We start from the raw sequence: 19,938 nt of genomic DNA on the forward strand, positions 1-19,938 counted from the left end.
CTACCGCTCCTCCGCCGCCTCTTCGCCCACACCCCCGTGGTGCGGATCGAGGCCGGCACCGAGGCCGACCGCGTGCTGCGCGACGATCCCCCGCCCGGCGGCGTGTGCGGTGTACACCTCGTCGAGGAGGGCGGCGTAGGCCGCGATCATGCGGGTGCGGCTGAAGCGTTCGCGGCTGCGTTCCAGGGCCGGGGTCAGTTCCCCGCGGGCGGCGGCCGCGGCGGACCAGGCCAGGGCGATCGCGGCCGGGTCCGGCGGGGTGACACGGCCGAGGCCGTCCACGATCGACGCGCTGTCGCCGACGTCGGTCGTGACCGGGACCGCGCCGCACATCATGCCCTCGATCAGGCACAGCGGCGCCGCCTCCCCGGAGACGGAGGTCAGGGCGACGACGTCGGCGGCCGCGTAGACGGCCGGCATGTCGTGCCGCACGCCGAGCAGGTGCACCCGGTCGGTGAGGGACGGCGCGTCCGCGAAGGCGTCGGCGAGGTCCACGCGCAGTCCGGGATTGTCCGGGGTCATGCCGGCGCCGCACATCACCACGTGCCCGCCGCCCTCGCGGGCCAGCCAGGTCCGGGCCGCGCGCAGCAGCAGCGGGACGTTCTTCATCGCGGCGTACCGGGCCGCGAAGACGACGACGGGCGCCCGGTCCGCGACGCCGAGCCGGGCGCGCAGCGCGCGGCGCGCGGCCGGGTCGGGGCGGAAGCGGAGCAGGTCGACCCCGTTGGGTATGACGTGCAGCAGCCGGGCCGGGATGCCGGCGGCCTCGTAGGCGGCCCGGGTGGACTCGGCGCAGCACACGCACGCGGCCACCGTGCCGTCGGCGATGGCGGCCTTCAGCTCCTCCAGGGCGGGGCCCTGGTTCTCCGGGTCGGAGCGGTGCAGGCCCACCACGACCGGCCGGCGGGGCAGGCCAGCCTGGTTCAGCAGGGCCAGCGGCTGCTCCTTCAGGGAGAGGATCACATCCGCCCCCGCCATCGACCGAGCGGTTTCGGCCAGCTCGGGCCCGCTGAAAGCGTTCGCCGCGAGGGACCCGTCCACCAGGCCCGCGCTGCGGCCGAGCGAGGTGACGCCGACCCCGCCGGCGGTCAGCGCCCGGTAGCAGTGGTCGTCCTCCATGCGCTGCCTGGTGGCCTCGCGATGGACCTCACCGTGAATGCTGAGTACCTGGTGGGACTGGCCGCCCTCGGCCAGTCCCAGTACGACGTCGCTGTGCACGATCCGGGCTCCTCCGGAGAAGAAACCCTCGTAGACCGACAGCACACGCAGTCCGTGCGAAGCACGCACACGACCACCCGCCTTGCATAAATGATCGAGAAGATCGAGCCATCCCCGTCCATAGCGGGTTAGCCGATATGAGGCGGTACGGATATTACGTGCGCGTTAACGCAGAACTACGCGAATGAAAAGTCGCTAACAGAATTCCCTTTCCACGATCTTGCGCGCGTCGCCGGCCCAGTCGCCGTTGAAATTGAGGGCCAGGGAATGCCGCCCGTCCTCGGTCGTCACCGCCGTCGATACGGAGCCGTGGATGCCGCCGTCATGGCCCCAGACTCGAACGCCGCAGCCCAGCGGGGTCTCCATGAGGCCGAGGCCATAGCCGCCCGGGTTCGGGGTGCCCTTGATCGCGACGGTGGTCTTCATTTCCTTCAGCTGGCGGGCCGGAAGGAGCTTTCCGCCCAGCAGGGCACCGTAGAAACGGTCCAGGTCGGCGGAGTCCGAGATCATTTCCCCCGCGGAGGAGGCGATGGTGGGACTGAGGGCCGTGACGTCGTACGTCGGGCCGGTGGGATCGGTGAATTTCGAATAGGCGCGGCTGCTCGGGTGCGGGAGGCCCGTCCTGGTCCCGGGCAGGGAGGTCGCCCTCAGGTGCAGCGGGTCGATGACGCGGCGGGTGATCTCCGAGGCGTACGTGTGTCCGGTCACCTTCTCGATCACCATGCCGGCCACGACGTAGTTGGTGTTGGAGTACTTCCAGGACGTGCCGGGCGCGAAGTCCGGCTCGTGCCGCATGGCGATGGCGACGAGCCGGGCCGGCGTGAGTGTGTCGTAGCGGTGCCGGCGGAAGCCGTCCGGGGTGAAGTAGTCGCGGCCGAAGTCCGCGTCCGAGGTGTAGTTGTAGATGCCGCTGGTGTGGTTGAGCAGCCGGCGGACGGTGATGCGGCGTCCGTCGTGGCCGTGGACGACGCCCGGCAGCCACTTCTCCACGGTGTCGTCCAGGGACAGCCGGCCCTCCGCCTCCAGTTGGAGCAGGACGGTGGCGACGAAGGTCTTGGTGATGCTGCCGACGCGGTAGCGGTCGGCGATGGAGCGGGGTGCGCCCGTGCGGACGTCGCCCACGCCGGCGGTGGCGGACCAGGTGCCGTGGGTGTCCCTCGCGGTGGCGGTCACCCCGGGCACGCCGGCCGCGACCGCCGCCTCGACGGCCTCGCGGGTGCCCGCGTGCCCGTCGCCGGAGGCGGCCAGGGCGGGCGCCGCGAGGGCCGCCGAGAGGAGCAGGGCGGTGGCGCCCACCAGGGTCGTGCGTCGACGCATGTCTTCCCCCAACCTGTGGTGTTCCGTGCGGTCGGAGGGAGAAACCGGTGTCGGATGCGCAAAGGTTGCTCAGGTGTAGGCCGGTTGGGTGAATACCGGCCGTATCAGCCCTTCTTCAGCACCAGCTCCGTGTTCCGGTCGGCCGCGCTGCCGGCGAGGGTCCTGTTGGCGCCGGGCGCGTTGTAGGCCAGCTCGCGGTAGAGGGCGGCGAGGCCGGTCTGGGAGAGGTCGGCGAAGTCGGTGCGGTGCGGCGCCGCGGACTCGATGAGGGTGGTGAACAGGGAGAGCGTGCCGTCCTTGTTGTCCACCAGCTCGATGACGCGGGCCAGGTGGGGGAAGTCGATGTGCGAGGCGGTGGAGATCTCCCAGAAGGAGCGGCCGCCGGAGGCCTGGTGCGGGGTGATGACGTTCTTGTGGATGTGGCCGTTCACCCAGACCAGCACATTGGCGTGCGCGCCCAGCGCCTTGACCACCTCGGCACCGCTGTGCCGCTTCTCGCCCGGGTGGGCCGGGTCGGGGCGGGTGTTGTCCATCGACGTGCTGGTGTGGTGGCTGAAGACGACGGCGTAGGAGTCCTTGTTGTCCTTCAGCGTCTTGTCCAGCCAGTTCAGCTGGGCGGTGCCGATGGAGCCCTCGTAGTGGCCGCCGGCGTCGGTGGTGTCGAGGCTGATGCCGATGACGTCGTCGGAGATGCGGAAGGCGTAGTACTGGGTGCCCGCGTCGAGGTTCGCCGAGGAGTAGCCGTGGCCGACCGGGCCGACGCCCTGGTGGGCCGGGTCCAGGTGGGCCTTGAGGTAGTCGGCCTGGGTGTAGGGGGCGCGCTTCTCGTCCGGCGTGACCGAGCGCATCGAGCGGGCGTGGGCCTTGAGGAAGTCCCGGTAGCCGGAGCCCCTGGGGTCCTTGGCGTTCTTGATGGCGTCCTGCAGCTTCTTGGCGTCGGCGGCGGAGACGCCGAACAGCTTCTTGCCGCCGATGGCCGCCTCGGCGAGGTAGGGGTCGCCGTGGGAGCCGTAGCAGCCGAGCGGGAGGGCGTCGTGGTTGCCGACGGTGGAATACCAGGGCAGCTTCAGGCCGGGGCTGCGCACCTCGCGGATCGCGGCGGTCAGGAAGCCCTTCAGGTGCGGGAAGCCGAGCGCCTTGTCGTTGTCCCGGAGGGTGGCGTCCGGCTGCCAGTACAGCTTCAGGCCGCTGTTCTGCACGCCCTCGTAGTGCCTGGGATCACCGGAGTTGGGGGTGATGCGGCCACCGCTCATGATCTTCATGAACCACTCCAGTTCGGAGTGGGCGTTGTTGTCGGTGTTGTCGCCGGTGGTCATGACGAAGTGGAGCGGGGCGCCGGTGACGGGGGCGCCCCGCAGCGCGTTGACCCGCTCGACCAGCGAGATCGCACCGGGCACGGTGAGCGCCTCCTGCGGACGCCAGGCGTGCACGTCGGTGGAGCGCAGGTACTCCAGCCGCAGCGGGTGCTGGACGTCCTGCAGGTGCAGGTCGGTGAACTGCACGAACGCGGCGAGGGTGGTACGGCGGCCCGCCCGGCCCGACTTGGGCGCGGCCAGCTCGCCGCGCACCACGCGCTGCCAGCCGGCGCCGTCGCCGAGCCGGCGGTAGCCGGAGCCGTTCCGCGGGGCGGCGACGGAGGCGAGGGTGGTGCCCTTGGTGTAGGGGGCGAGCGGGGCCGCCGCCGCGGCCTGCCGGGAGTGGGCGACCGGCGCCTCGGCTCCCGCCTGCGGCGAGGTGGTGGCGGCCTGGGTGTCGGTGGGGCGGAGGGCATAGCCGACGCCCGCGGAGAGCGAGACCGCTCCGGCGGCGGCGAGGACGGTACGGCGGTTGACCCCCAGAGCGGAGGTGGCGACAGAGCGTATGCGCGACATTGGCGCGATCTCCCCGGGTGCGAACGCGTCGGCAGTGGTCGCGGGTCGTCGCTCGCGCGAACGGCCCGCTCGCTCTGGATGGTTGGCACCGGGGATGACCTGCGCGTGAACGCGGCGGCAACGCGCAGCGCCGATCACCGTACGTGGATCACGGGGTACCGGTCGCGGTCATGGAGTGGATTGCGGGCGGCCGGGAGGCGGTTGCTCCTCGTTCATCTCCTGGGGTAGGGGACGGACCCCGGGGCCGGGATGACCGTGCGCGGGGCGCTCGCGCCACAGGCCGAGCGCGACGTCGACGAGCCGCACCCGCACCAGGCCGTCGACGGCCGACAAGTCCTGCCATGCGGCGAAGTCGGTGGATCCGCCCACTTCGTACCGTAGTTCACCGCCGACGACCTCGCCCTCGTAGACGAGACGCAGCGCGTGGTGGTCGGTACGACGGTCCAGGGTCAGCCGGCGCGAGTCCACGCCGAGGAGACCGGTCACCTCGATGCGGTAACCGGTCTCCTCGGCGACCTCACGGCGGACGGTGTCGTACGGGTCCTCGCCGTGTTCCATGCCGCCACCGGGCAGCACCCACTCGGGGGTTCCGTGGGGGCCGGGCGAACGGGCCAGCAGGATCTGTCCGTCGCGGACGCACACGGCGTAGGCCGCCACCCTCAAGTTCCGTCGCATGCACAGACGTTAGCCCGGAAGGTCCGGGTTCGCCGGTGAGTACTCGGGGGCGGACCAGCGCAGCGGCAGGGCGGCCGGGGACCACAGGGCCTCGGTGAGGGTGAAGCGGACGGTGCGGGTGCCCTCGGCGGTGAACGCCGCGTGCGCCTCGCCGGTCAACTGCAGGGTGGTGCCGGCGGTCCAGTCGAGGAAGAGCAGTCCGGCCCGGGGGTCGGTGCGGAGGTTGCCCAGGGTGAGGAACATGGCGTTGCCGGGGTAGTCCGGCCAGGTGAGTTCGCGCGGTGACGTGATCCGCACGAAGCCCGGGTTGCCGCCGCGGTGGCTGACGTCGGCGCCGGCGGGGTGCACCGTGGCCAGGAAGAAGGTGTCGGCCGAGCGGATGAACTCCATTGCCCGCGGGTCGAGTTCGCCGAGGGTGCGGGGAGCCTCCCGGGCGCGGTCGGTGAGTGTCTCGTACGACTGTCTGCGCTGGATGTACCTGGGACAGTTGGAGAAGACCTGGTCCGCTTCGATCGCGAACCCCCTCGGTGTCGGCCGCAGCCGGCCGTTGAGGCGCATGCGGCGGCGGGTCCGGGGGTCCAGGGCGATGGTGCCCACGGGGGTGCCGGGGGTTTCGAGGGCCGGCGCGAGCGGGTCCCGGTGGTCCGGCCGCGGGTCGTCCGTGGCGTCCGTCGTGACCGACATCCGTCTCGGACTCGTCGCCCGCACGAACCCCGGGCTGCCCGTGAGCGCCGACGCCCACACCCTCCCCGTCCCCGGGTCCGCCGCGCCCACCACCAGCAGGGGCTGCAGTTCCAGGAAGGCCGCCGCGACCGGCTTGATGTCCTGGCCGAGGGAGCGGCCGACGTGGTCGGCCCGGTCGCGTACGCCCATCAGTTCCTGCACGGCGAGCGAGCCCTCGTGATAGGCGCCCATGCCTAGAAGAAACCGCAGGTCGGAGCGGAGGCGTGGGGGGCCGGGGCGCCGTCGGGGCCGAGCGGGGCGGAGATCTCCAGACGGATGCCGTCGGGGTCGTGGAAGAAGATCCCGCCGGAGGTGCCGCCCTCGCGGTGGGCGACCACGCCGTCGTGGGCGAAGTCCACCCCGGCGGCCCGCAGCGCGGTCTCGTACTCCCGGACGCGGTCGACCGAGTCGACCGTGAAGGCGAGGTGGTGCAGTCCCGCGCGACCGCTGTCGTACGACCCCTGCGCCTGCTGCCAGAGGGTGACGAGCGGGGCGCCGCCGGTCTCCCCCAGCATCGCCCAGCGCCGGCCGTCCTCCTTGCCCTCGCTGAGCACGGCGAAGCCGAGGAGGTCGCGGTAGAGGGCGAGGGAGCGGTCGAGGTCGGTGACGTTCAGTCCCGCGTGTGCGATGCCGGGGGCCATGGCGTTTCCCTTCGAGAGATCTAACCTTCGTAAATGAGATTAGGCAGTTAGATGCGCCCGGGTCAACCGCTCACATACAATTCAGCGGTTAGGAGAGAAGGAGTCCCCATGTCCACCGCTCGCGATCCCCGCCCGCTCACCGGCGAGCCCCTCGCCCTCGACCTGCTCAACACCCGGTGGAACCAGGAAGGCGTCACCCGGGACCTGCTCCAGGACACCGAGGGGCTCGCGGTGTGGCTGGCCGCCAACGGGCTGGCCGGCACCCATCCGGCCGACGCCGGGGTGCTGCGCCGTCTACGCGAGGCCCGCGAGGCGATCGGGGCCGCGGTGCACGGCTCGCCGCGGGAGGCGGCGCCGCTCGTGGACGCCGTCCTGGCGCACGGCCGGATCCGGGCCCGGCTGACCGCCGACGGCCCCGCCGAGGATCCGGAGTTCGCCGACCCCTCCTGGGGACCGGCCTGGCTCGCCGCCCGCGACTACCTGGACCTGATCAGCCGCGCGCCGGAGCGGATCCGCGGCTGCGCCGGCGGCGGCTGCATCCTGCACTTCTTCGACACGTCCCGGAACGGCACCCGCCGCTGGTGCTCGATGGCCGCGTGCGGCAACCGCGCGAAGGCGTCCCGGCACTACGCGCGCTCGAAGGAGAAGTGAGCGGACCGGGCAGGTCACGGCTTGCCGGTGGGCACCTCCTCGGCGGGGCAGGCGGTCTGCCGGGACTTGGGCAGCGCCTCCGTGATCCAGGCGCGGTTGACCGCCACCCGGGTGTCTCCCACGGCCCACAGGCGCGCGTTGCGCTGTCCCACGCCCACCTCGACGAGCACGTGCTGTCCCGGGCGCGGGGCCGGTTTCGCGCCGGCGCCGAGCAGGAAGCCGACCCGGTCCGGTCCGTGCGCGGGCTTGTAGGAACGGATCACGGTCAGTGTGATCCGGCTCCACGGGGACGGCTGCCGCGGCTCCACCGTGGCCACGGTGCCCTCCACGACCAGCCGGGAGCAGGCCAGGTCGAGTTCCGGTTCGGCGGGCCGCCCGTCGTCCCGGGGTGCCTGGGCCTCGCCCGCACGCTTGCCCGAGGAGTCCGCGGCGCTCGCGCCGCTGTCGTCCGCGGCGCCGGGGTGCGTGACCAACCAGCCGAACCCGACGACCAGCGCGCAGGCCGCGGCGCCGGCGAGCGCCCCGAACGCGATCCGCGGCGCCCGCCGCGGCCCGGAGGGCCGGCCGGGCCGTGAGGGACGCGCGGGGTGGCGCCGCGCACGCGCCGGCCGTACGGCACCGCGCGGCCGGGGCGCGGACCCAGGACTCCGCGCGGGCGCCCCCCGCGTCTCCTCACCGGTCAGCGCCTCCGCGAGCCGGGTCAGCTGCTCCTTCAGCAGCGCCACGTCGGCCTCGGCCGCCCGGTGTTCGGCGAGGAAGGCGGGATCCCGCCGGGCCTCCTCCGGCAGCGACTCCCCCGTGATCGCGGCCATCAGCGCGTCCATACCGCCGTACTCCCCGGCACTCCCCGTGCCGTCGGGCCCCGTCACGTCACACCACCTCGTCCTCGTGCAGGCGGTCGCGCAGGGCGCGGACCGCCGTGTGCAGCCTGCTCTTGACCGTGCCCTCGGGGATGCCCAGTTCCTCGGCGATGCCCCGGACGGGCAGGTCGGTGAAGAACCGCAGGACGAGCACCTGCCGCTGGGCGGCGGGCAGTTCGTCCAGGCCCCGGGCGACGGCGAGGGAGAGCAGGCTGGTCTCCTCGCCGGAGGGGTGCGCGGGTTCGCGCAGCGCGGCCAGCCGCTCCCCCAGCCGCTCCTGGCGCCGCTTGGCCCGGTGCCAGTCCATGGCGAGGTTGGAGGCGACCACCGCCGCCCACGCCGACACGTCCCGCGGCGCCTCGCGGCCGTTCGCGGTCCGCTCCAGCAGCCGCAGCCGGACCTGCTGCACCCCGTCCGGCAGGTCCGACTGCGGCACCCCGCCGAGCGCGAGCACCGCCCGCACCCGGCGTTCCTGGGCCGCGTCCAATGGATCGTCGCCGCCGGGACCCCCCTGGTCCGTCCCGGCGGCGTACGCCCCCTGGTCGCGGCGCGCCCCTCCGCGCAGCACAAGCCACCCCCTCACCCGTCTGCCCCTACGACGCGGCGGCGGCCCGAAACGTTCGGACCGGTTTCCGGCGGCCCGCAGAGGCGTACGTCACATCACCGTGTGGCCGGTAACCGTACGGGCAGGGACGGGACAGCACAGCTTGCGGCCGGGGCGCCGGGCAAGGGGAATTTCTCCAGCTCAGGGCGGTGCCGGGCGGACGTACGGAACCGTCGGCCGGGTGATCGTGTCCCACTCCTCGGGCACACTCCGCAAAGAATTGGACAGCACGACCGGGGTCGGCCGCATGATGGAAAAGCCCCGGTCATGAGAGAGACGCATAGAGGGAGTCACTGTGAGGGTCGGAATCGTCGGAGCCACCGGTCAGGTCGGCACGGTCATGCGCAGGATCCTCACGGAACGTGACTTCCCGGTGACCCAGCTGCGCCTGTTCGCCTCGGCGCGCTCGGCCGGCACGGTGCTGGACGGGGTGACGGTGGAGGACGCGGCGACCGCCGACTACACCGGCCTGGACATCGTGCTCTTCTCCGCGGGCGGCTCGACCTCCAGGGCGCTGGCCGAGAAGGTTGCCTCCCAGGGCGCCGTGGTGATCGACAACTCCTCCGCCTGGCGCAAGGACCCGGACGTACCCCTGGTCGTCTCCGAGGTGAACCCGCACGCGGTCGCCGACCGTCCCAAGGGCATCATCGCCAACCCGAACTGCACCACGATGGCCGCGATGCCGGTCCTGAAGCCGCTGCACGAGGAGGCGGGCCTCGAGGCGCTGGTCGTCGCCACCTACCAGGCGGTGTCCGGCTCGGGTCTCGCGGGCGTGGCCGAGCTGCACGGCCAGGCGCAGAAGGTGGTCGCGGACGCCGACAAGCTGACCCACGACGGCACGGCGGTCGACTTCCCCGAGCCGCAGGTCTACAAGCGCCCCATCGCCTTCAACGTGCTCCCGCTGGCGGGCTCCGTCGTCGAGGACGGTCTGAACGAGACCGACGAGGAGCAGAAGCTGCGCAACGAGTCCCGCAAGATCCTGGAGATCCCGGGCCTGAAGGTCTCCGGCACCTGTGTCCGCGTCCCGGTGTTCTCCGGCCACTCCCTCCAGGTCAACGCCCGCTTCGCCCGCCCCCTCTCGCCGGAGCGCGCGACCGAGCTGCTCGCCGGGGCGCCGGGCGTCGCCCTCTCCGACATCCCGACCCCGCTGCAGGCGGCCGGCCAGGACCCGTCGTACGTCGGCCGCATCCGCCGCGACGAGACGGTGGAGCACGGTCTCGCCCTGTTCGTCTCCAACGACAACCTCCGCAAGGGCGCCGCGCTGAACGCGGTGCAGATCGCGGAGCTGGTCGCGGCCGAGCTGTCCGAGAAGTAGTCCCGGCACGGCACAGGGGCGGTCACGGTCGCGTGACCGCCCCTGTCGTGTTCTCCCCCGTCGTGCGAGGATCGCTGACCCGGGTTCCGAGCGGGAGGTGGCCGTGGACACGTGCGCGACCTGTGGCGGCCCTCTTCCGGCGCGGGCCGGCCGCCGGGGCCGTAACTCGCTGTACTGCTCGGCGGCCTGCCGGCAGAAGGCGTACCGGGAGCGGCAGGACGGCGGCGGTGGCCTGGAGGAGCTGATCGAGTCGGTCGGCCGCCAGGCGGGATCGCTGGTGCCGCGCCCGGCCTCCGCCCTGTACACGGGCGTCACCGAACTGTCCGCCTCAGTGGCCCGGCTGCGCCGTATCGCGCGGCTCGCGCAGGAGACCCGGCAGGCCACGGACCATTGCGTCACGGAGCCCGGCGTGACGGAAACCGGGGCCACGCCCTTCGACGAGTCCGCCTTCGCCGCGCTCACCGAGTCGTACCGGCGCGAGGTCCGCGCCCACTGCTACCGCATGACCGGCTCCTACGACGACGCCGAGGACCTGGTCCAGGAGACGTTCCTGCGTGCCTGGCGGGCCCGGGACGGCTATGCGGGCCGGGCGAGCGCCCGTACCTGGCTGTACCGCATCGCCACCAACGCCTGCCTGGACTTCCAGCGCCGTACCGCCCGCCGCCCGCAGGCCTACGAGGCGCTGCCCGGCATGGACCACGGCACCGGCGAGCCACCGGCCCGTGTCACCTGGCTGCAGCCGTACCCGGACGACGAGCTGCCGGACGGCGCGGCGGAATCGCGCGAGACCGTCGAGCTGGTCCTGCTCGTCGCGCTCCAGCATCTGCCGGCCCGCCAGCGCGCGGCGCTCGTGCTGCGCGACCTGCTCGGACTCACCGCCGCCGAGACCGCACAGGCCCTCGACACCTCCGTGGCCTCGGTCAACAGCGCGCTGCAACGCGCCCGTCCGGCCCTGCGCGAGCATCTGCCCGCGAACCGCACCGACTGGACGGCCGCTCCGCCCACGGACGCCCAGCGGGCCGCGCTGCGGCGGTACATGGCGGCGGCCGAGCGGCTCGACTTCGCCGCGATGGCCGGGCTGCTCGCCGAGGACGTCACGCTCACCATGCCGCCCAACCCGTTCTGGTTCACCGGCCGCGACGCGCTCCTCGGCTTCCTGCGCCCGAGCCTCGACCCCGGGTCACCCGTGTTCCTCGGCCACTGGCGCCACCTGCCCGCCCAAGCCAACGGGCAGCTCGCGGCCGGGGGTTACGTCCGCCGCCCCGGTACGAACGTCTACCGCGCCCAGGTCCTGGACGTGCTCCGCTTCGACGCCGAGGACCGCGTCGCGGAGATCACCTCCTTCGAACCGCACCTGTTCCCGGCGTTCGGACTGCCGCTGCGGCTGTGAGCGATGAGTGGCGGGGCTGCCGTACGTCTGCATCGGTGAAACGGACACCACTTCTGAAGGAGTTCACCATGCTGCTCACCGACAAGACCGCGATCGTCTACGGCGCCGGCGGCTCGATCGGTTCCGCGGTGGCCCGCGCCTTCGCCCGTGAGGGCGCCCGGGTGCACCTCGTGGGCCGCACCCGGGACCCGCTGGAGGCCGTGGCCAAGGACATCACGGCGGCCGGCGGGCACGCCGAGACGGCGGCCCTGGACGCGCTGGACGAGGCGGCCGTGGAGGAGCACGCGGCCCGGGCCGGCCGGATCGACATCTCCTTCAACCTCGTCAGCCGCGGTGATGTCCAGGGCATGCCGCTGACGGCCATGTCCGCCGACGACTTCCTGCGCCCCGTCCTCGACGGCACCCGCGCCAACTTCCTCACCGCCCGAGCCGCCGGCCGCCGCATGGCCGAGCAGGGCTCCGGCGTGATCCTCACCCTCAACAGCGGCTCCGCGCACGGCAGTCCGATGATGGGCGGCACGGGTCCGGCCGACGCCGCCACCGACGCCCTGGTCCGCAACCTCGCCATGGAACTGGGCCCGCGCGGGGTGCGCGCCGTGGGCCTGTGGGCGGCCGGCGTCCCGGAGACCCTCAGCGAGGACAAGCTCCGCGCCGTCGACCCGAACGTGAACGTCGCCGGCATCCTCGACCACCTGGCCGGCCTGCGCATGACCCGCCGCAACCCCACCCTCGCCGAGATCACCGCGACGGCCGTCTTCCTCGCCTCCGACCACGCGGCGGGCATCACCGGCACGTTCGTCAACGTCACCGCGGGGATGTTCCCGGGCTGAGCGCGCGGAGGGCGCCCGGCACGGATGCCGGGCGCCCTCCGCCGGCGGTGACTACTCGGCCGACGCGTCCGCCGCCTGCGCCCGCAGCGCCCGCTCGATGCCCGAGCGGGACTCGGAGACGAGGCGGCGCAGGGCCGCGTTCGGTTCGGCCGTGGCGAGCCAGCTGTCCGTCTTGGCCAGGGTCGCCTCGGAGACCTGGACCGCCGGGTACAGGCCGACGGCGATCTGCTGGGCGATCTCGTGCGAACGGGAGTCCCAGACGTCCTTGACGACCTCGAAGTACGTGTCCGCGTACGGCGCCAGCAGCTCGCGCTGGTCGGTCTGGACGAAGCCGCCGATCACGGCCTCCTGCACGGCGTTCGGCAGCTTGTCGGACTCGACCACCGAGGCCCAGGCCTCCGCCTTGGCCTCCGCCGTCGGGCGGGCCGCGCGGGCGGTGGCCGCGTGCCGCTCACCGGCCGCGGTCCTGTCCCGCTCGTACTCGGCCGCGATCTCCGCCTCGTCGAAGCGGCCGACCGCCGCCAGCCGCTCCACGAACGCCCAGCGCAGCTCGGTGTCCACGGCCAGGCCCTCGACGGTCTGGGTGCCCTCCAGCAGCGCCTCCAGCAGGTCCAGCTGCTCCGGGGTGCGGGCCGTCGCCGCGAACGCGCGGGCCCAGGCCAGCTGGTGGTCGCCGCCCGGCTCGGCCGCCCGCAGGTGGGCCAGCGTGGCGTCGGTCCAGCGGGTCAGCAGGGCCTCGCGGGCGGCCGGGTCGGCGTACAGCTCGATCGCCAGCTTGACCTGGCGGTGCAGCGACTGCACGACGCCGATGTCGGACTCCTTGGCGATGCCCGACAGGACCAGGGACAGGTAGTCGCGGGTCGCCAGCTCGGCGTCCCGGGTCATGTCCCAGGCCGAGGCCCAGCACAGCGCGCGCGGCAGGGACTGCTCGAAGTCGCCGAGGTGCTCGGTGACCGTCTTCAGGGACTCCTCGTCCAGGCGGACCTTCGCGTACGACAGGTCGTCGTCGTTCAGCAGCACGACGGCCGGGCGGCGCCTGCCGGTCACCTGCGGCACGGCGGTCAGCTCGCCGTCGACGTCCAGCTCGACCCGCTCGGTGCGGACCAGCTTGCCGCTCGCCTCGTCCAGGTCGTAGAAGCCGATGGCGATGCGGTGCGGGCGCAGGGTCCCACGCGGCGGAGCCCCGTCGTCGGACACAGCGCCCTTGGCGCCGGCGGGCAGGGGCGGGGCCTCCTGGCGGACGGCGAAGGAGGTGATGACCCCGTCGGCGTCCGTCTCGATCTCGGGGCGCAGGACGTTGATGCCGGCCGTCTCCAGCCATTTCCTCGACCAGGTCTTCAGGTCGCGCCCGGAGGTCTCCTCCAGGGCGCCGAGCAGGTCGGACAGGCGGGTGTTGCCGAAGGCGTGCCGCTTGAAATAGGCCTGCACGCCGGTGAAGAACGCGTCCTCGCCGACGTACGCGACGAGCTGCTTCAGCACGCTCGCGCCCTTGGCGTACGTGATGCCGTCGAAGTTGACGAGCACGTCGTCCAGGTCGCTGATGTCCGCCATGATCGGGTGCGTCGACGGCAGCTGGTCCTGCCGGTACGCCCACGTCTTCATCGAGTTGGCGAACGTGGTCCACGACTGCGGCCAGCGCGAGCCGGGGGCGGCGGCCTGGCAGGCGATGGAGGTGTAGGTGGCGAACGACTCGTTCAGCCACAGGTCGTTCCACCACTCCATGGTGACGAGGTCGCCGAACCACATGTGGGCCAGCTCGTGCAGGATGGTCTCGGCCCGGACCTCGTACGACGCGTCGGTCACCTTGGACCGGAAGACGTACTGGTCGCGGATGGTGACGGCACCCGCGTTCTCCATCGCGCCCGCGTTGAACTCCGGGACGAACAGCTGGTCGTACTTGGCGAACGGGTACGCGTAGTCGAACTTCTCCTGGAACCAGTCGAAGCCCTGCCGGGTCACCTCGAAGATCGCGTCCGAGTCCAGGAACTCGGCGAGCGACGGACGGCAGTAGATGCCGAGCGGCACGCTCTGCCCGTCCTTCTCGTAGACGCTGTGCACGGAGTGGTACGGGCCGACGATCAGCGCGGTGACGTACGTCGAGATGCGGGGGGTCGGCTCGAAGGCCCAGACGTTGTCCTGCGGCTCCGGGGTCGGCGAGTTCGAGATGACCGTCCAGCCCTCGGGCGCCGTCACGGTGAACCGGAAGGTGGCCTTCAGGTCCGGCTGCTCGAAGGAGGCGAACACCCGGCGGGCGTCCGGGACCTCGAACTGGGTGTAGAGGTAGGCCTGCTCGTCGACGGGGTCGACGAAGCGGTGCAGGCCCTCACCGGTGTTGGTGTAGGCGCAGTCCGCGACGACCCGCAGGATGTTGCGGCCCTCCAGCAGGCCCGGCAGGGCGATCCGCGAGTCCTCGAAGACCTCGGCGGGCTCCAGCTGGTCGCCGTTGAGCACCACCTCGTGGACGGCCGGCGCCACCAGGTCGATGAAGGACTCGGCACCTGCGCGGGCCACGTCGAAGCGCACCGTGGTCACGGACCGGTAGGTACCGCCCTCCTGCGCGCCGGAGAGGTCGAGATCGATCTCGTACGAGTCAACGGTGAGCAGCTCGGCCCGCTGCTGCGCCTCTTCGCGAGTCAGGTTTGTGCCAGGCACGCGGTCATCTCCTCGATATGTGTGGGTTGCGCCATCCTTCCATGCCGTCCGGCGGGAATGCGATGTCCGGTTCCCGCCGGTGAGCGGGTCGCGGGAGCAGGACTCTGGAGCCATGACGACGACGACGCGCACGACGCCGTACACCGCACGCCCCGTGCCACCCGAGGTGCTCCGCGAGCTGCGGACCGCCGACGACGCGGGCCGCCCCCCGGTCCCTTTCACCGACGAGGAGGGCGGCGCCCCGCTGCGCTGCTGCCTGCGCCGCAGCGATCCCGGCGAGCGGATCGCCCTCGTGGCGTACGCGCCGCTGCGCCGCTGGGCCGCCGGGACGGGTGCCGATCCCGGCGCGTACGACGAGCAGGGCCCGGTCTTCGTCCACGCCGGGGAGTGCCCGGGCCCGTCCGGCACCGCCCTGCCCTTCACCGACGGTCACCGCGTCCTGCGCCGCTACTCGGCCGACGGCCGGATCCTGGGCGGCCGCCTGGTGGACGGCGGTTTCCAGGCCGCCGTCGCCGAGGCCTTCACCGACCCGGAGGTGGCGCTGGTGCACGTACGGGCGGTGGAGTACGGGTGTTTCCTGTACGAGGTGCGGCGCGGCTGAGGCGCGTCGGCGAACCCTTGCCGGCCTTCAGACGGCGGCCGCGTCGCGGAGGGCTTCGAGGACCCGGGCCACCGCCCGCCCGGTCTCGCCACCCCTGCGCACCGCCGCCGTCACATGCCGCACCGGCCCGTCCGGCCCGAGGTCGCGCAGCACGACTCCGTCGCGGCGGCCCGCGGCCATGCGGGGGACCAGCGCCACGCCCATACCCGCCTCGACCATGGCGAGGATCGCGGTCCAGCCGGAGGCCGAGTGGCCCTGGTGGGGGCTGAATCCGGCCGCCTCGCAGGCGCGGCGGGTGATGTCCGACCAGGGGCCGCTGCCGCCGAAGATCCAGGGTTCGGCGGACAGGTCGGTCAGGGTCAGGGCGGAGGCCGAGGCCAGGGGGTGGCCAGGGGGCAGTGCCACGTCCAACGGGTCGGCCAGAAGGGGGACTTGGGTGAAGCGGGGGTCGGCCGCGCTGGGTGCCTCGGCCGCCAGGGACAGGGCGAGGTCCACGTCCTGGGCGGCCAGGAGGTCGTACGCCTCGGCGGCCTCGGCCTCGCGGACCCGGACGGTCACCCCGGGGTGCGCCGCCCGCAGGGCCCGTACGGCCGGTACGACCAGGGCGGGGACGGACGTCGGGAACGCGCCGACCCTGACCTCCCCCTCCTCCCCCTGGGCGTAGGCCGCCAACGCCGCCTCCGCGCGCTCCAGTTGCTCGAAGACCGGCTCCGTGTGGGTCAGCACCAGGCGGGCCGCGTCGGTGAGGCGGACCCGGCGGCCCCGTGCCTCCAGCAGGGGTACGCCGAGCTGCCGGGCGAGGTTGGTGAGCTGCTGGGAGACGGCGGAGGGCGTCATGTGCAGCGCCTCGGCCGTCGCCGTCACCGTGCCGCGCTCGCGCAGGGTGCGCAGGATCTGCAGCTTGCGGATGTCCCACTCGGCCATGCCGGGAAAGCTACACGTCAACGGCGTGCACCCGCGCCCAGCACCACCCCGCCCAGGATCAGTGCCATCGGCAGCAGCCGCGGCAGGCCCGTCGTCTCGCCGAGCACCGCCCAGGACAGCAGGGCCACGCAGACCGGCTGGAGGTGGTAGACGATGCCCGCGCGGGTCGCGCCGATCAGGGCGACGGCCTTGTTCCAGGCGAAGAAGGCGACGGCGGAGGAGGCCACGCCGACGTAGAGGAGGGGCAGGACCGTGCCGGGGGTGGGGTGGAAGGAGCCCTGCGCGGCGACGCTCACCGCCTGCGCGGGCAGGAGCAGGACCGTGCCGGTCAGAAACGTGGTGAACAGGAAGCCGGTGCCGTGGAGTTCGGCGGGCCCGCGGCGCAGCAGCGCGCTGTAGCCGGCGAAGCAGCAGGCCGCCGCGATCATCCACAGGCCGCCGGACGAGATGTGCGCACCGCCGCCGAGCAGCAGCGTCACGCCCGCGCAGGCGATGAGCAGCCCGGTGGTGCGGCGTGCGCCGAGCCGTACCCCGCCCAGCCGCTCGAACAGGGCCATGAGCACCGGGGAGGCGGCCATGATCATGCCCATGGTGGCGGCCGGGGTGGTCAGGCCGGCCTGGTTGACGAGGGTGTTGTAGGTGGCCACGCCGAGGAGGGAGGCGATCAGGACGTGGCGGGCGTGGCGGCGGAGGAGCGCCCGCTGCCGCCAGGCCTGGCGGGCGCCGAAGGGGGCCACGGCCGCGAGCGCGACGACCCAGCGCCAGAAGGCCTGCTGGACGGGTGGGACGCTGTCGTGCAGACCGCGCGAGGTGACGAAGCTGCCGGACCAGACGACCGTCGCAAGCGCGGCGCAGGCGAGGCCGGGCAGGGAGGCGGCCGCCGCGCGCGAGCGGCGGGCGGCGGCCGGGGTGGTGGTCCGGTGCAGGACTGCTGTCACGGGGGTCCTTTCGGAGCGGAGGCGGATGCGTGCTCCTACCGTCGCAACGAGTGACCTGTCAGGTCCATCGAAAGTTCTCGACGCTTCTCTTCAGGAAAACTGAACGGTCGGCTCACTGGGCGGGACCCAGGTGACGGGTGACGGCGGCCTCGACGTCCGCCGCGGTGGCCGAGTCGGCGGCCCAGGCCGCGTATCCGTCGGGGCGGACCAGCACGGTCGTACGGCGGCCGCCCGCCCAGTGCGCCACGGTCAGCCGGTCCGCGCGGCCGGCCGCGGTGTCGTACGGCTCCGGGGTGATCAGCACGAACCCGCCGCCGCGCAGCGCCTCGTAGAGGCGGCCGCCGCCGGCCAGGGCGACGTCCGGGACGCGGGCGCCGGTGAGGCGGTGGGCGCCGCGCGGCGCGGGGTAGCGGTAGCCGACCCCGGTGACCTGGGCGGCGACCCTGCGCCGGGCGGGGCCGACCGCGTTCAGGAACGTGGTGAGCGCGGCGCGGGCCGCGAGGGTCCAGGGGCGCTTGGCCATGGCGAGGCGGACGATCCCGCCGCTGCTGCGGAGCACCGCCCTGCCCACGGGGTGCCGCTCGGCCTGGTAGGTGTCGAGCAGCGCGGGGTCCGCGTGCCCGGTGACGACCGCCGCCAGCTTCCAGCTCAGGTTGGCCGCGTCCTGGAGCCCGGTGTTCATGCCCTGACCGCCGGCCGGGGTGTGCACGTGCGCGGCGTCGCCGGCCAGGAAGACCCGCCCGGCCCGGTAGGCGGGCGCCTGCCGTTCGTCGCTGTGGAAGCGGGACATCCAGCGGGCGTCGTGCATCCCGAAGTCCCGGCCGAGGGCGAGCCGGGTGATCTCCTGGATCTCCGCCAGGTCCAGCGGCTCGGTGTCGGGGACGTTGCGGCCGCGGTGCCAGCCGATCACCCGGTAGTAGCCGTCGCCGAACGGCGCGAGGAAGGCGAACGCGTCGCCCACGGCGTTGACGGTGAGCAGGGACGGCGGCTCCTCGGCGAGCCTGACGTCGGCGAGCACCACGGAACGGATCACCGACCGGCCCGGGAAGGGCAGCCCGATCGCGTCCCGTACGGCACTGCGCATGCCGTCGGCGCCGACGACGTACGCCGCCCGCAGTCGCTCGGCGCGCCCCTCGGGACCGCGCACGTCCAGGGTCACGCCGTCCGCGTCCTGCGTGAGGGCGGTCAGCTCGCTGTCGTACCGGAAGTCGGCGCCCGCCTCGACCGCGCGCCGCTCCAGGACCTTCTCGACCTCGTACTGCGGGAGGACGAGGAGGTGGTTGAACCGGGAGGGGAGGGCGGCGAGGTCGATGGTGAGCCGGCCGAAGAGACGCAGACGGTCGAGGGGCCGGCCCGCCTTCTCCAGGTCGTCGGCCAGGCCGCGCGCGTCGAGCTGTTCGAGGGTGCGGGCGTGCAGGACGAAGGCGCGGGAGAGGTTGCTGGTCGCGTGGGGGCGCTTTTCGAGGACGGTGACCGGGACGCCGGCGGTGGCGAGGTCACCGGCGAGAAGCAGTCCGGTGGGGCCGGAGCCGACGATGACGATGTTTCCCTTGGTGCCGTTCATGGGGGCCTCCTAAGGTGCCAACACCTGCTGGCCAACACCTGTTGGTCAACGCTTGTTGGCAACGGTAGGACCGGGCGGCAAACGAAGTCAACACTTGTTGGCCTACGAATGTTGGCCTACGCTCGTTGGCATGACCGGCACCCCCAGGAACAGCCAGGCGCGCCGCTCCGACGCGACCCGCACCGCCATCCTCGACGCCGCCCGCGAGCGGTTCGCCGCCGACGGCTACGAGCGGGCCACCATCCGGGCGATCGCCAGGGACGCACGCATCGACCCGTCGATGGTGATGCGCTACTACGGCAGCAAGGAGGGCCTCTTCGCCGCGGCCGTCGCGTTCGATCTGCGGCTGCCCGACCTGGAGCAGGTGCCGCGGGACGAGGTCGGACGGGCGCTGGTGGGCCACTTCCTCCACATGTGGGAGGAGAACGAGGAGCTGACGGCCGTCCTCCGGGTGGGCGTCACCAACCAGGCCGGGGCCGAGCGGATGCAGGGCATGTTCCGGGACCAGTTGCTGCCGGTGGCCCGGCAGGCGTGCCCCGACCCCGAACAGGCCCCGGCGCGGGCCGCGCTGTGTGCCGCGCAGCTGCTCGGGCTGGCCCTGACCCGCTATGTGCTGCGCCTGCCGCCGGCCCGCGAACTGAGCCGCGAAGAGCTGCTGGCCTGGCTCTCACCGACCGTGCAGCGATACCTGACGGCGCCGAGCCCCTGAGCCGTACCGGAACCGGGCGGCACGAACCGGGGCGGGCCGGACGGCAAAACGCCGGGGGCGCCGCCCTCACCCGGGTACGGCGGCGCGCACGTACCGACGGGAGGGCAGGCGCCCCCGGCGACAGAACCGGTGTCCGGTCAGGCCTTGGCCTTCGCCCCGGAGTTCGCGGTGGCGGAGGGCTTGGTGACCCTGATCTTGGACCTGTCCAGCGCCATCACCAGACCGGCGATGACCGCGAACAGGGCGAGCGGGAGCAGCACGTAGAGGCCCAGCGTCTGGATGACGCTCAGGCCGGGGCCGGGGTCGTCACCGTCGTCGCGGGTCAGCGCGAGCGCGGGGGACGACATGAGCAGCATCATCAGCGTCGTACCGGCGGCCAGGGCGCCGGCGCGCAGGGCGTTCTTCTTGTCCACGATCACAAGTTAGCGAATCACCCGGAAGGCCGCGCGCCCGGG

19 protein-coding genes are annotated in these 19,938 nt (G+C 73.0%); 6 read left to right on the top strand and 13 right to left on the bottom strand.

Annotated elements, in window-relative coordinates:
- The 6 genes from AB0D93_RS12690 to AB0D93_RS12715 form a co-directional block, all read right to left on the bottom strand.
- Positions 1 to 1,263, bottom strand: a complete 1,263-nt coding sequence (locus tag AB0D93_RS12690; protein ID WP_362118186.1) for a glycosyltransferase — start codon at positions 1,261 to 1,263, stop codon at positions 1 to 3.
- Between the two features lie 150 nt (positions 1,264 to 1,413).
- Complete coding sequence (locus tag AB0D93_RS12695) at positions 1,414 to 2,535, bottom strand: serine hydrolase domain-containing protein (RefSeq protein WP_362117551.1); 1,122 nt, start codon at positions 2,533 to 2,535, stop codon at positions 1,414 to 1,416.
- A gap of 104 nt (positions 2,536 to 2,639) precedes the next feature.
- Positions 2,640 to 4,406 (bottom strand): TIGR03767 family metallophosphoesterase, encoded by a 1,767-nt coding sequence (locus AB0D93_RS12700; protein ID WP_362117554.1) that lies wholly within the window; start codon positions 4,404 to 4,406, stop codon positions 2,640 to 2,642.
- 168 nt (positions 4,407 to 4,574) lie between these two features.
- Positions 4,575 to 5,081, bottom strand: a complete 507-nt coding sequence (locus AB0D93_RS12705; RefSeq protein ID WP_362117557.1) for an NUDIX hydrolase — start codon at positions 5,079 to 5,081, stop codon at positions 4,575 to 4,577.
- 9 nt (positions 5,082 to 5,090) lie between these two features.
- Entirely contained in the window at positions 5,091 to 5,996 is a 906-nt protein-coding gene (locus AB0D93_RS12710) for a pyridoxamine 5'-phosphate oxidase family protein (RefSeq protein WP_362117560.1), read from the bottom strand.
- A gap of 2 nt (positions 5,997 to 5,998) precedes the next feature.
- Positions 5,999 to 6,445 carry a VOC family protein gene (locus tag AB0D93_RS12715; protein WP_362117564.1) on the bottom strand — a complete coding sequence of 149 codons (447 nt, stop codon included), beginning with the start codon at positions 6,443 to 6,445 and terminating at the stop codon, positions 5,999 to 6,001.
- A gap of 108 nt (positions 6,446 to 6,553) precedes the next feature.
- Between AB0D93_RS12715 and AB0D93_RS12720 the strand changes: the two genes are divergently transcribed.
- Positions 6,554 to 7,096, top strand: coding sequence for a CGNR zinc finger domain-containing protein (locus tag AB0D93_RS12720; protein WP_362117567.1), 543 nt, complete (start codon positions 6,554 to 6,556; stop codon positions 7,094 to 7,096).
- A 14-nt stretch (positions 7,097 to 7,110) separates the two neighbouring features.
- Here AB0D93_RS12720 and AB0D93_RS12725 read toward each other — a convergent pair whose 3' ends face one another.
- Together AB0D93_RS12725 and AB0D93_RS12730 are read right to left on the bottom strand one after the other, a co-directional pair.
- A complete protein-coding gene (locus AB0D93_RS12725; protein WP_362117570.1) occupies positions 7,111 to 7,965 on the bottom strand; it encodes a hypothetical protein in 855 nt (284 codons plus the stop codon).
- A 1-nt stretch (position 7,966) separates the two neighbouring features.
- Positions 7,967 to 8,524, bottom strand: a complete 558-nt coding sequence (locus AB0D93_RS12730; RefSeq protein ID WP_362118189.1) for a sigma-70 family RNA polymerase sigma factor — start codon at positions 8,522 to 8,524, stop codon at positions 7,967 to 7,969.
- A 331-nt stretch (positions 8,525 to 8,855) separates the two neighbouring features.
- On the opposite strand from AB0D93_RS12730, the gene AB0D93_RS12735 reads away from it, so the two are divergent.
- The 3 genes from AB0D93_RS12735 to AB0D93_RS12745 all read left to right on the top strand — a co-directional run bounded on the left by AB0D93_RS12735 (position 8,856) and on the right by AB0D93_RS12745 (position 12,095).
- Positions 8,856 to 9,875 carry an aspartate-semialdehyde dehydrogenase gene (locus AB0D93_RS12735; protein ID WP_362117573.1) on the top strand — a complete coding sequence of 340 codons (1,020 nt, stop codon included), beginning with the start codon at positions 8,856 to 8,858 and terminating at the stop codon, positions 9,873 to 9,875.
- Between the two features lie 97 nt (positions 9,876 to 9,972).
- Positions 9,973 to 11,265, top strand: a complete 1,293-nt coding sequence (locus tag AB0D93_RS12740; RefSeq protein ID WP_362117576.1) for an RNA polymerase subunit sigma-70 — start codon at positions 9,973 to 9,975, stop codon at positions 11,263 to 11,265.
- A gap of 68 nt (positions 11,266 to 11,333) precedes the next feature.
- Positions 11,334 to 12,095, top strand: a complete 762-nt coding sequence (locus AB0D93_RS12745) for an SDR family oxidoreductase (RefSeq protein ID WP_362117579.1) — start codon at positions 11,334 to 11,336, stop codon at positions 12,093 to 12,095.
- A gap of 51 nt (positions 12,096 to 12,146) precedes the next feature.
- Here the strand turns inward: AB0D93_RS12745 and pepN are convergent, their stop codons facing one another.
- Positions 12,147 to 14,747, bottom strand: a complete 2,601-nt coding sequence (gene pepN, locus AB0D93_RS12750) for an aminopeptidase N (protein ID WP_362117582.1) — start codon at positions 14,745 to 14,747, stop codon at positions 12,147 to 12,149.
- Between the two features lie 112 nt (positions 14,748 to 14,859).
- Here pepN and AB0D93_RS12755 point away from each other — a divergent pair, with 112 nt between their 5' ends.
- The gene (locus AB0D93_RS12755; protein ID WP_362117586.1) at positions 14,860 to 15,348 is read left to right on the top strand and encodes a DUF1203 domain-containing protein; all 489 of its coding nucleotides are present in this window, start codon (positions 14,860 to 14,862) and stop codon (positions 15,346 to 15,348) included.
- A 27-nt stretch (positions 15,349 to 15,375) separates the two neighbouring features.
- Here AB0D93_RS12755 and AB0D93_RS12760 read toward each other — a convergent pair whose 3' ends face one another.
- The 3 genes from AB0D93_RS12760 to AB0D93_RS12770 all read right to left on the bottom strand — a co-directional run bounded on the left by AB0D93_RS12760 (position 15,376) and on the right by AB0D93_RS12770 (position 18,774).
- Positions 15,376 to 16,272, bottom strand: a complete 897-nt coding sequence (locus AB0D93_RS12760) for a LysR family transcriptional regulator (protein WP_362117589.1) — start codon at positions 16,270 to 16,272, stop codon at positions 15,376 to 15,378.
- Positions 16,273 to 16,289: 17 nt separating this feature from the next.
- Positions 16,290 to 17,141 carry a DMT family transporter gene (locus AB0D93_RS12765; protein ID WP_362118192.1) on the bottom strand — a complete coding sequence of 284 codons (852 nt, stop codon included), beginning with the start codon at positions 17,139 to 17,141 and terminating at the stop codon, positions 16,290 to 16,292.
- A gap of 181 nt (positions 17,142 to 17,322) precedes the next feature.
- Positions 17,323 to 18,774, bottom strand: coding sequence for an FAD-dependent monooxygenase (locus AB0D93_RS12770; protein WP_362117592.1), 1,452 nt, complete (start codon positions 18,772 to 18,774; stop codon positions 17,323 to 17,325).
- A 130-nt stretch (positions 18,775 to 18,904) separates the two neighbouring features.
- On the opposite strand from AB0D93_RS12770, the gene AB0D93_RS12775 reads away from it, so the two are divergent.
- Complete coding sequence (locus tag AB0D93_RS12775) at positions 18,905 to 19,483, top strand: TetR family transcriptional regulator (protein ID WP_362117595.1); 579 nt, start codon at positions 18,905 to 18,907, stop codon at positions 19,481 to 19,483.
- A gap of 137 nt (positions 19,484 to 19,620) precedes the next feature.
- On the opposite strand, the gene AB0D93_RS12780 is transcribed toward AB0D93_RS12775, so the two are convergent.
- The gene (locus tag AB0D93_RS12780) at positions 19,621 to 19,896 is read right to left on the bottom strand and encodes a hypothetical protein (protein WP_362117598.1); all 276 of its coding nucleotides are present in this window, start codon (positions 19,894 to 19,896) and stop codon (positions 19,621 to 19,623) included.
- Between the last annotated feature and the right edge of the window lie 42 nt (positions 19,897 to 19,938).

Origin of the sequence: Streptomyces sp. NPDC048191 (genome assembly GCF_040652655.1) — a bacterium.
GTDB lineage: Bacteria > Actinomycetota > Actinomycetes > Streptomycetales > Streptomycetaceae > Streptomyces.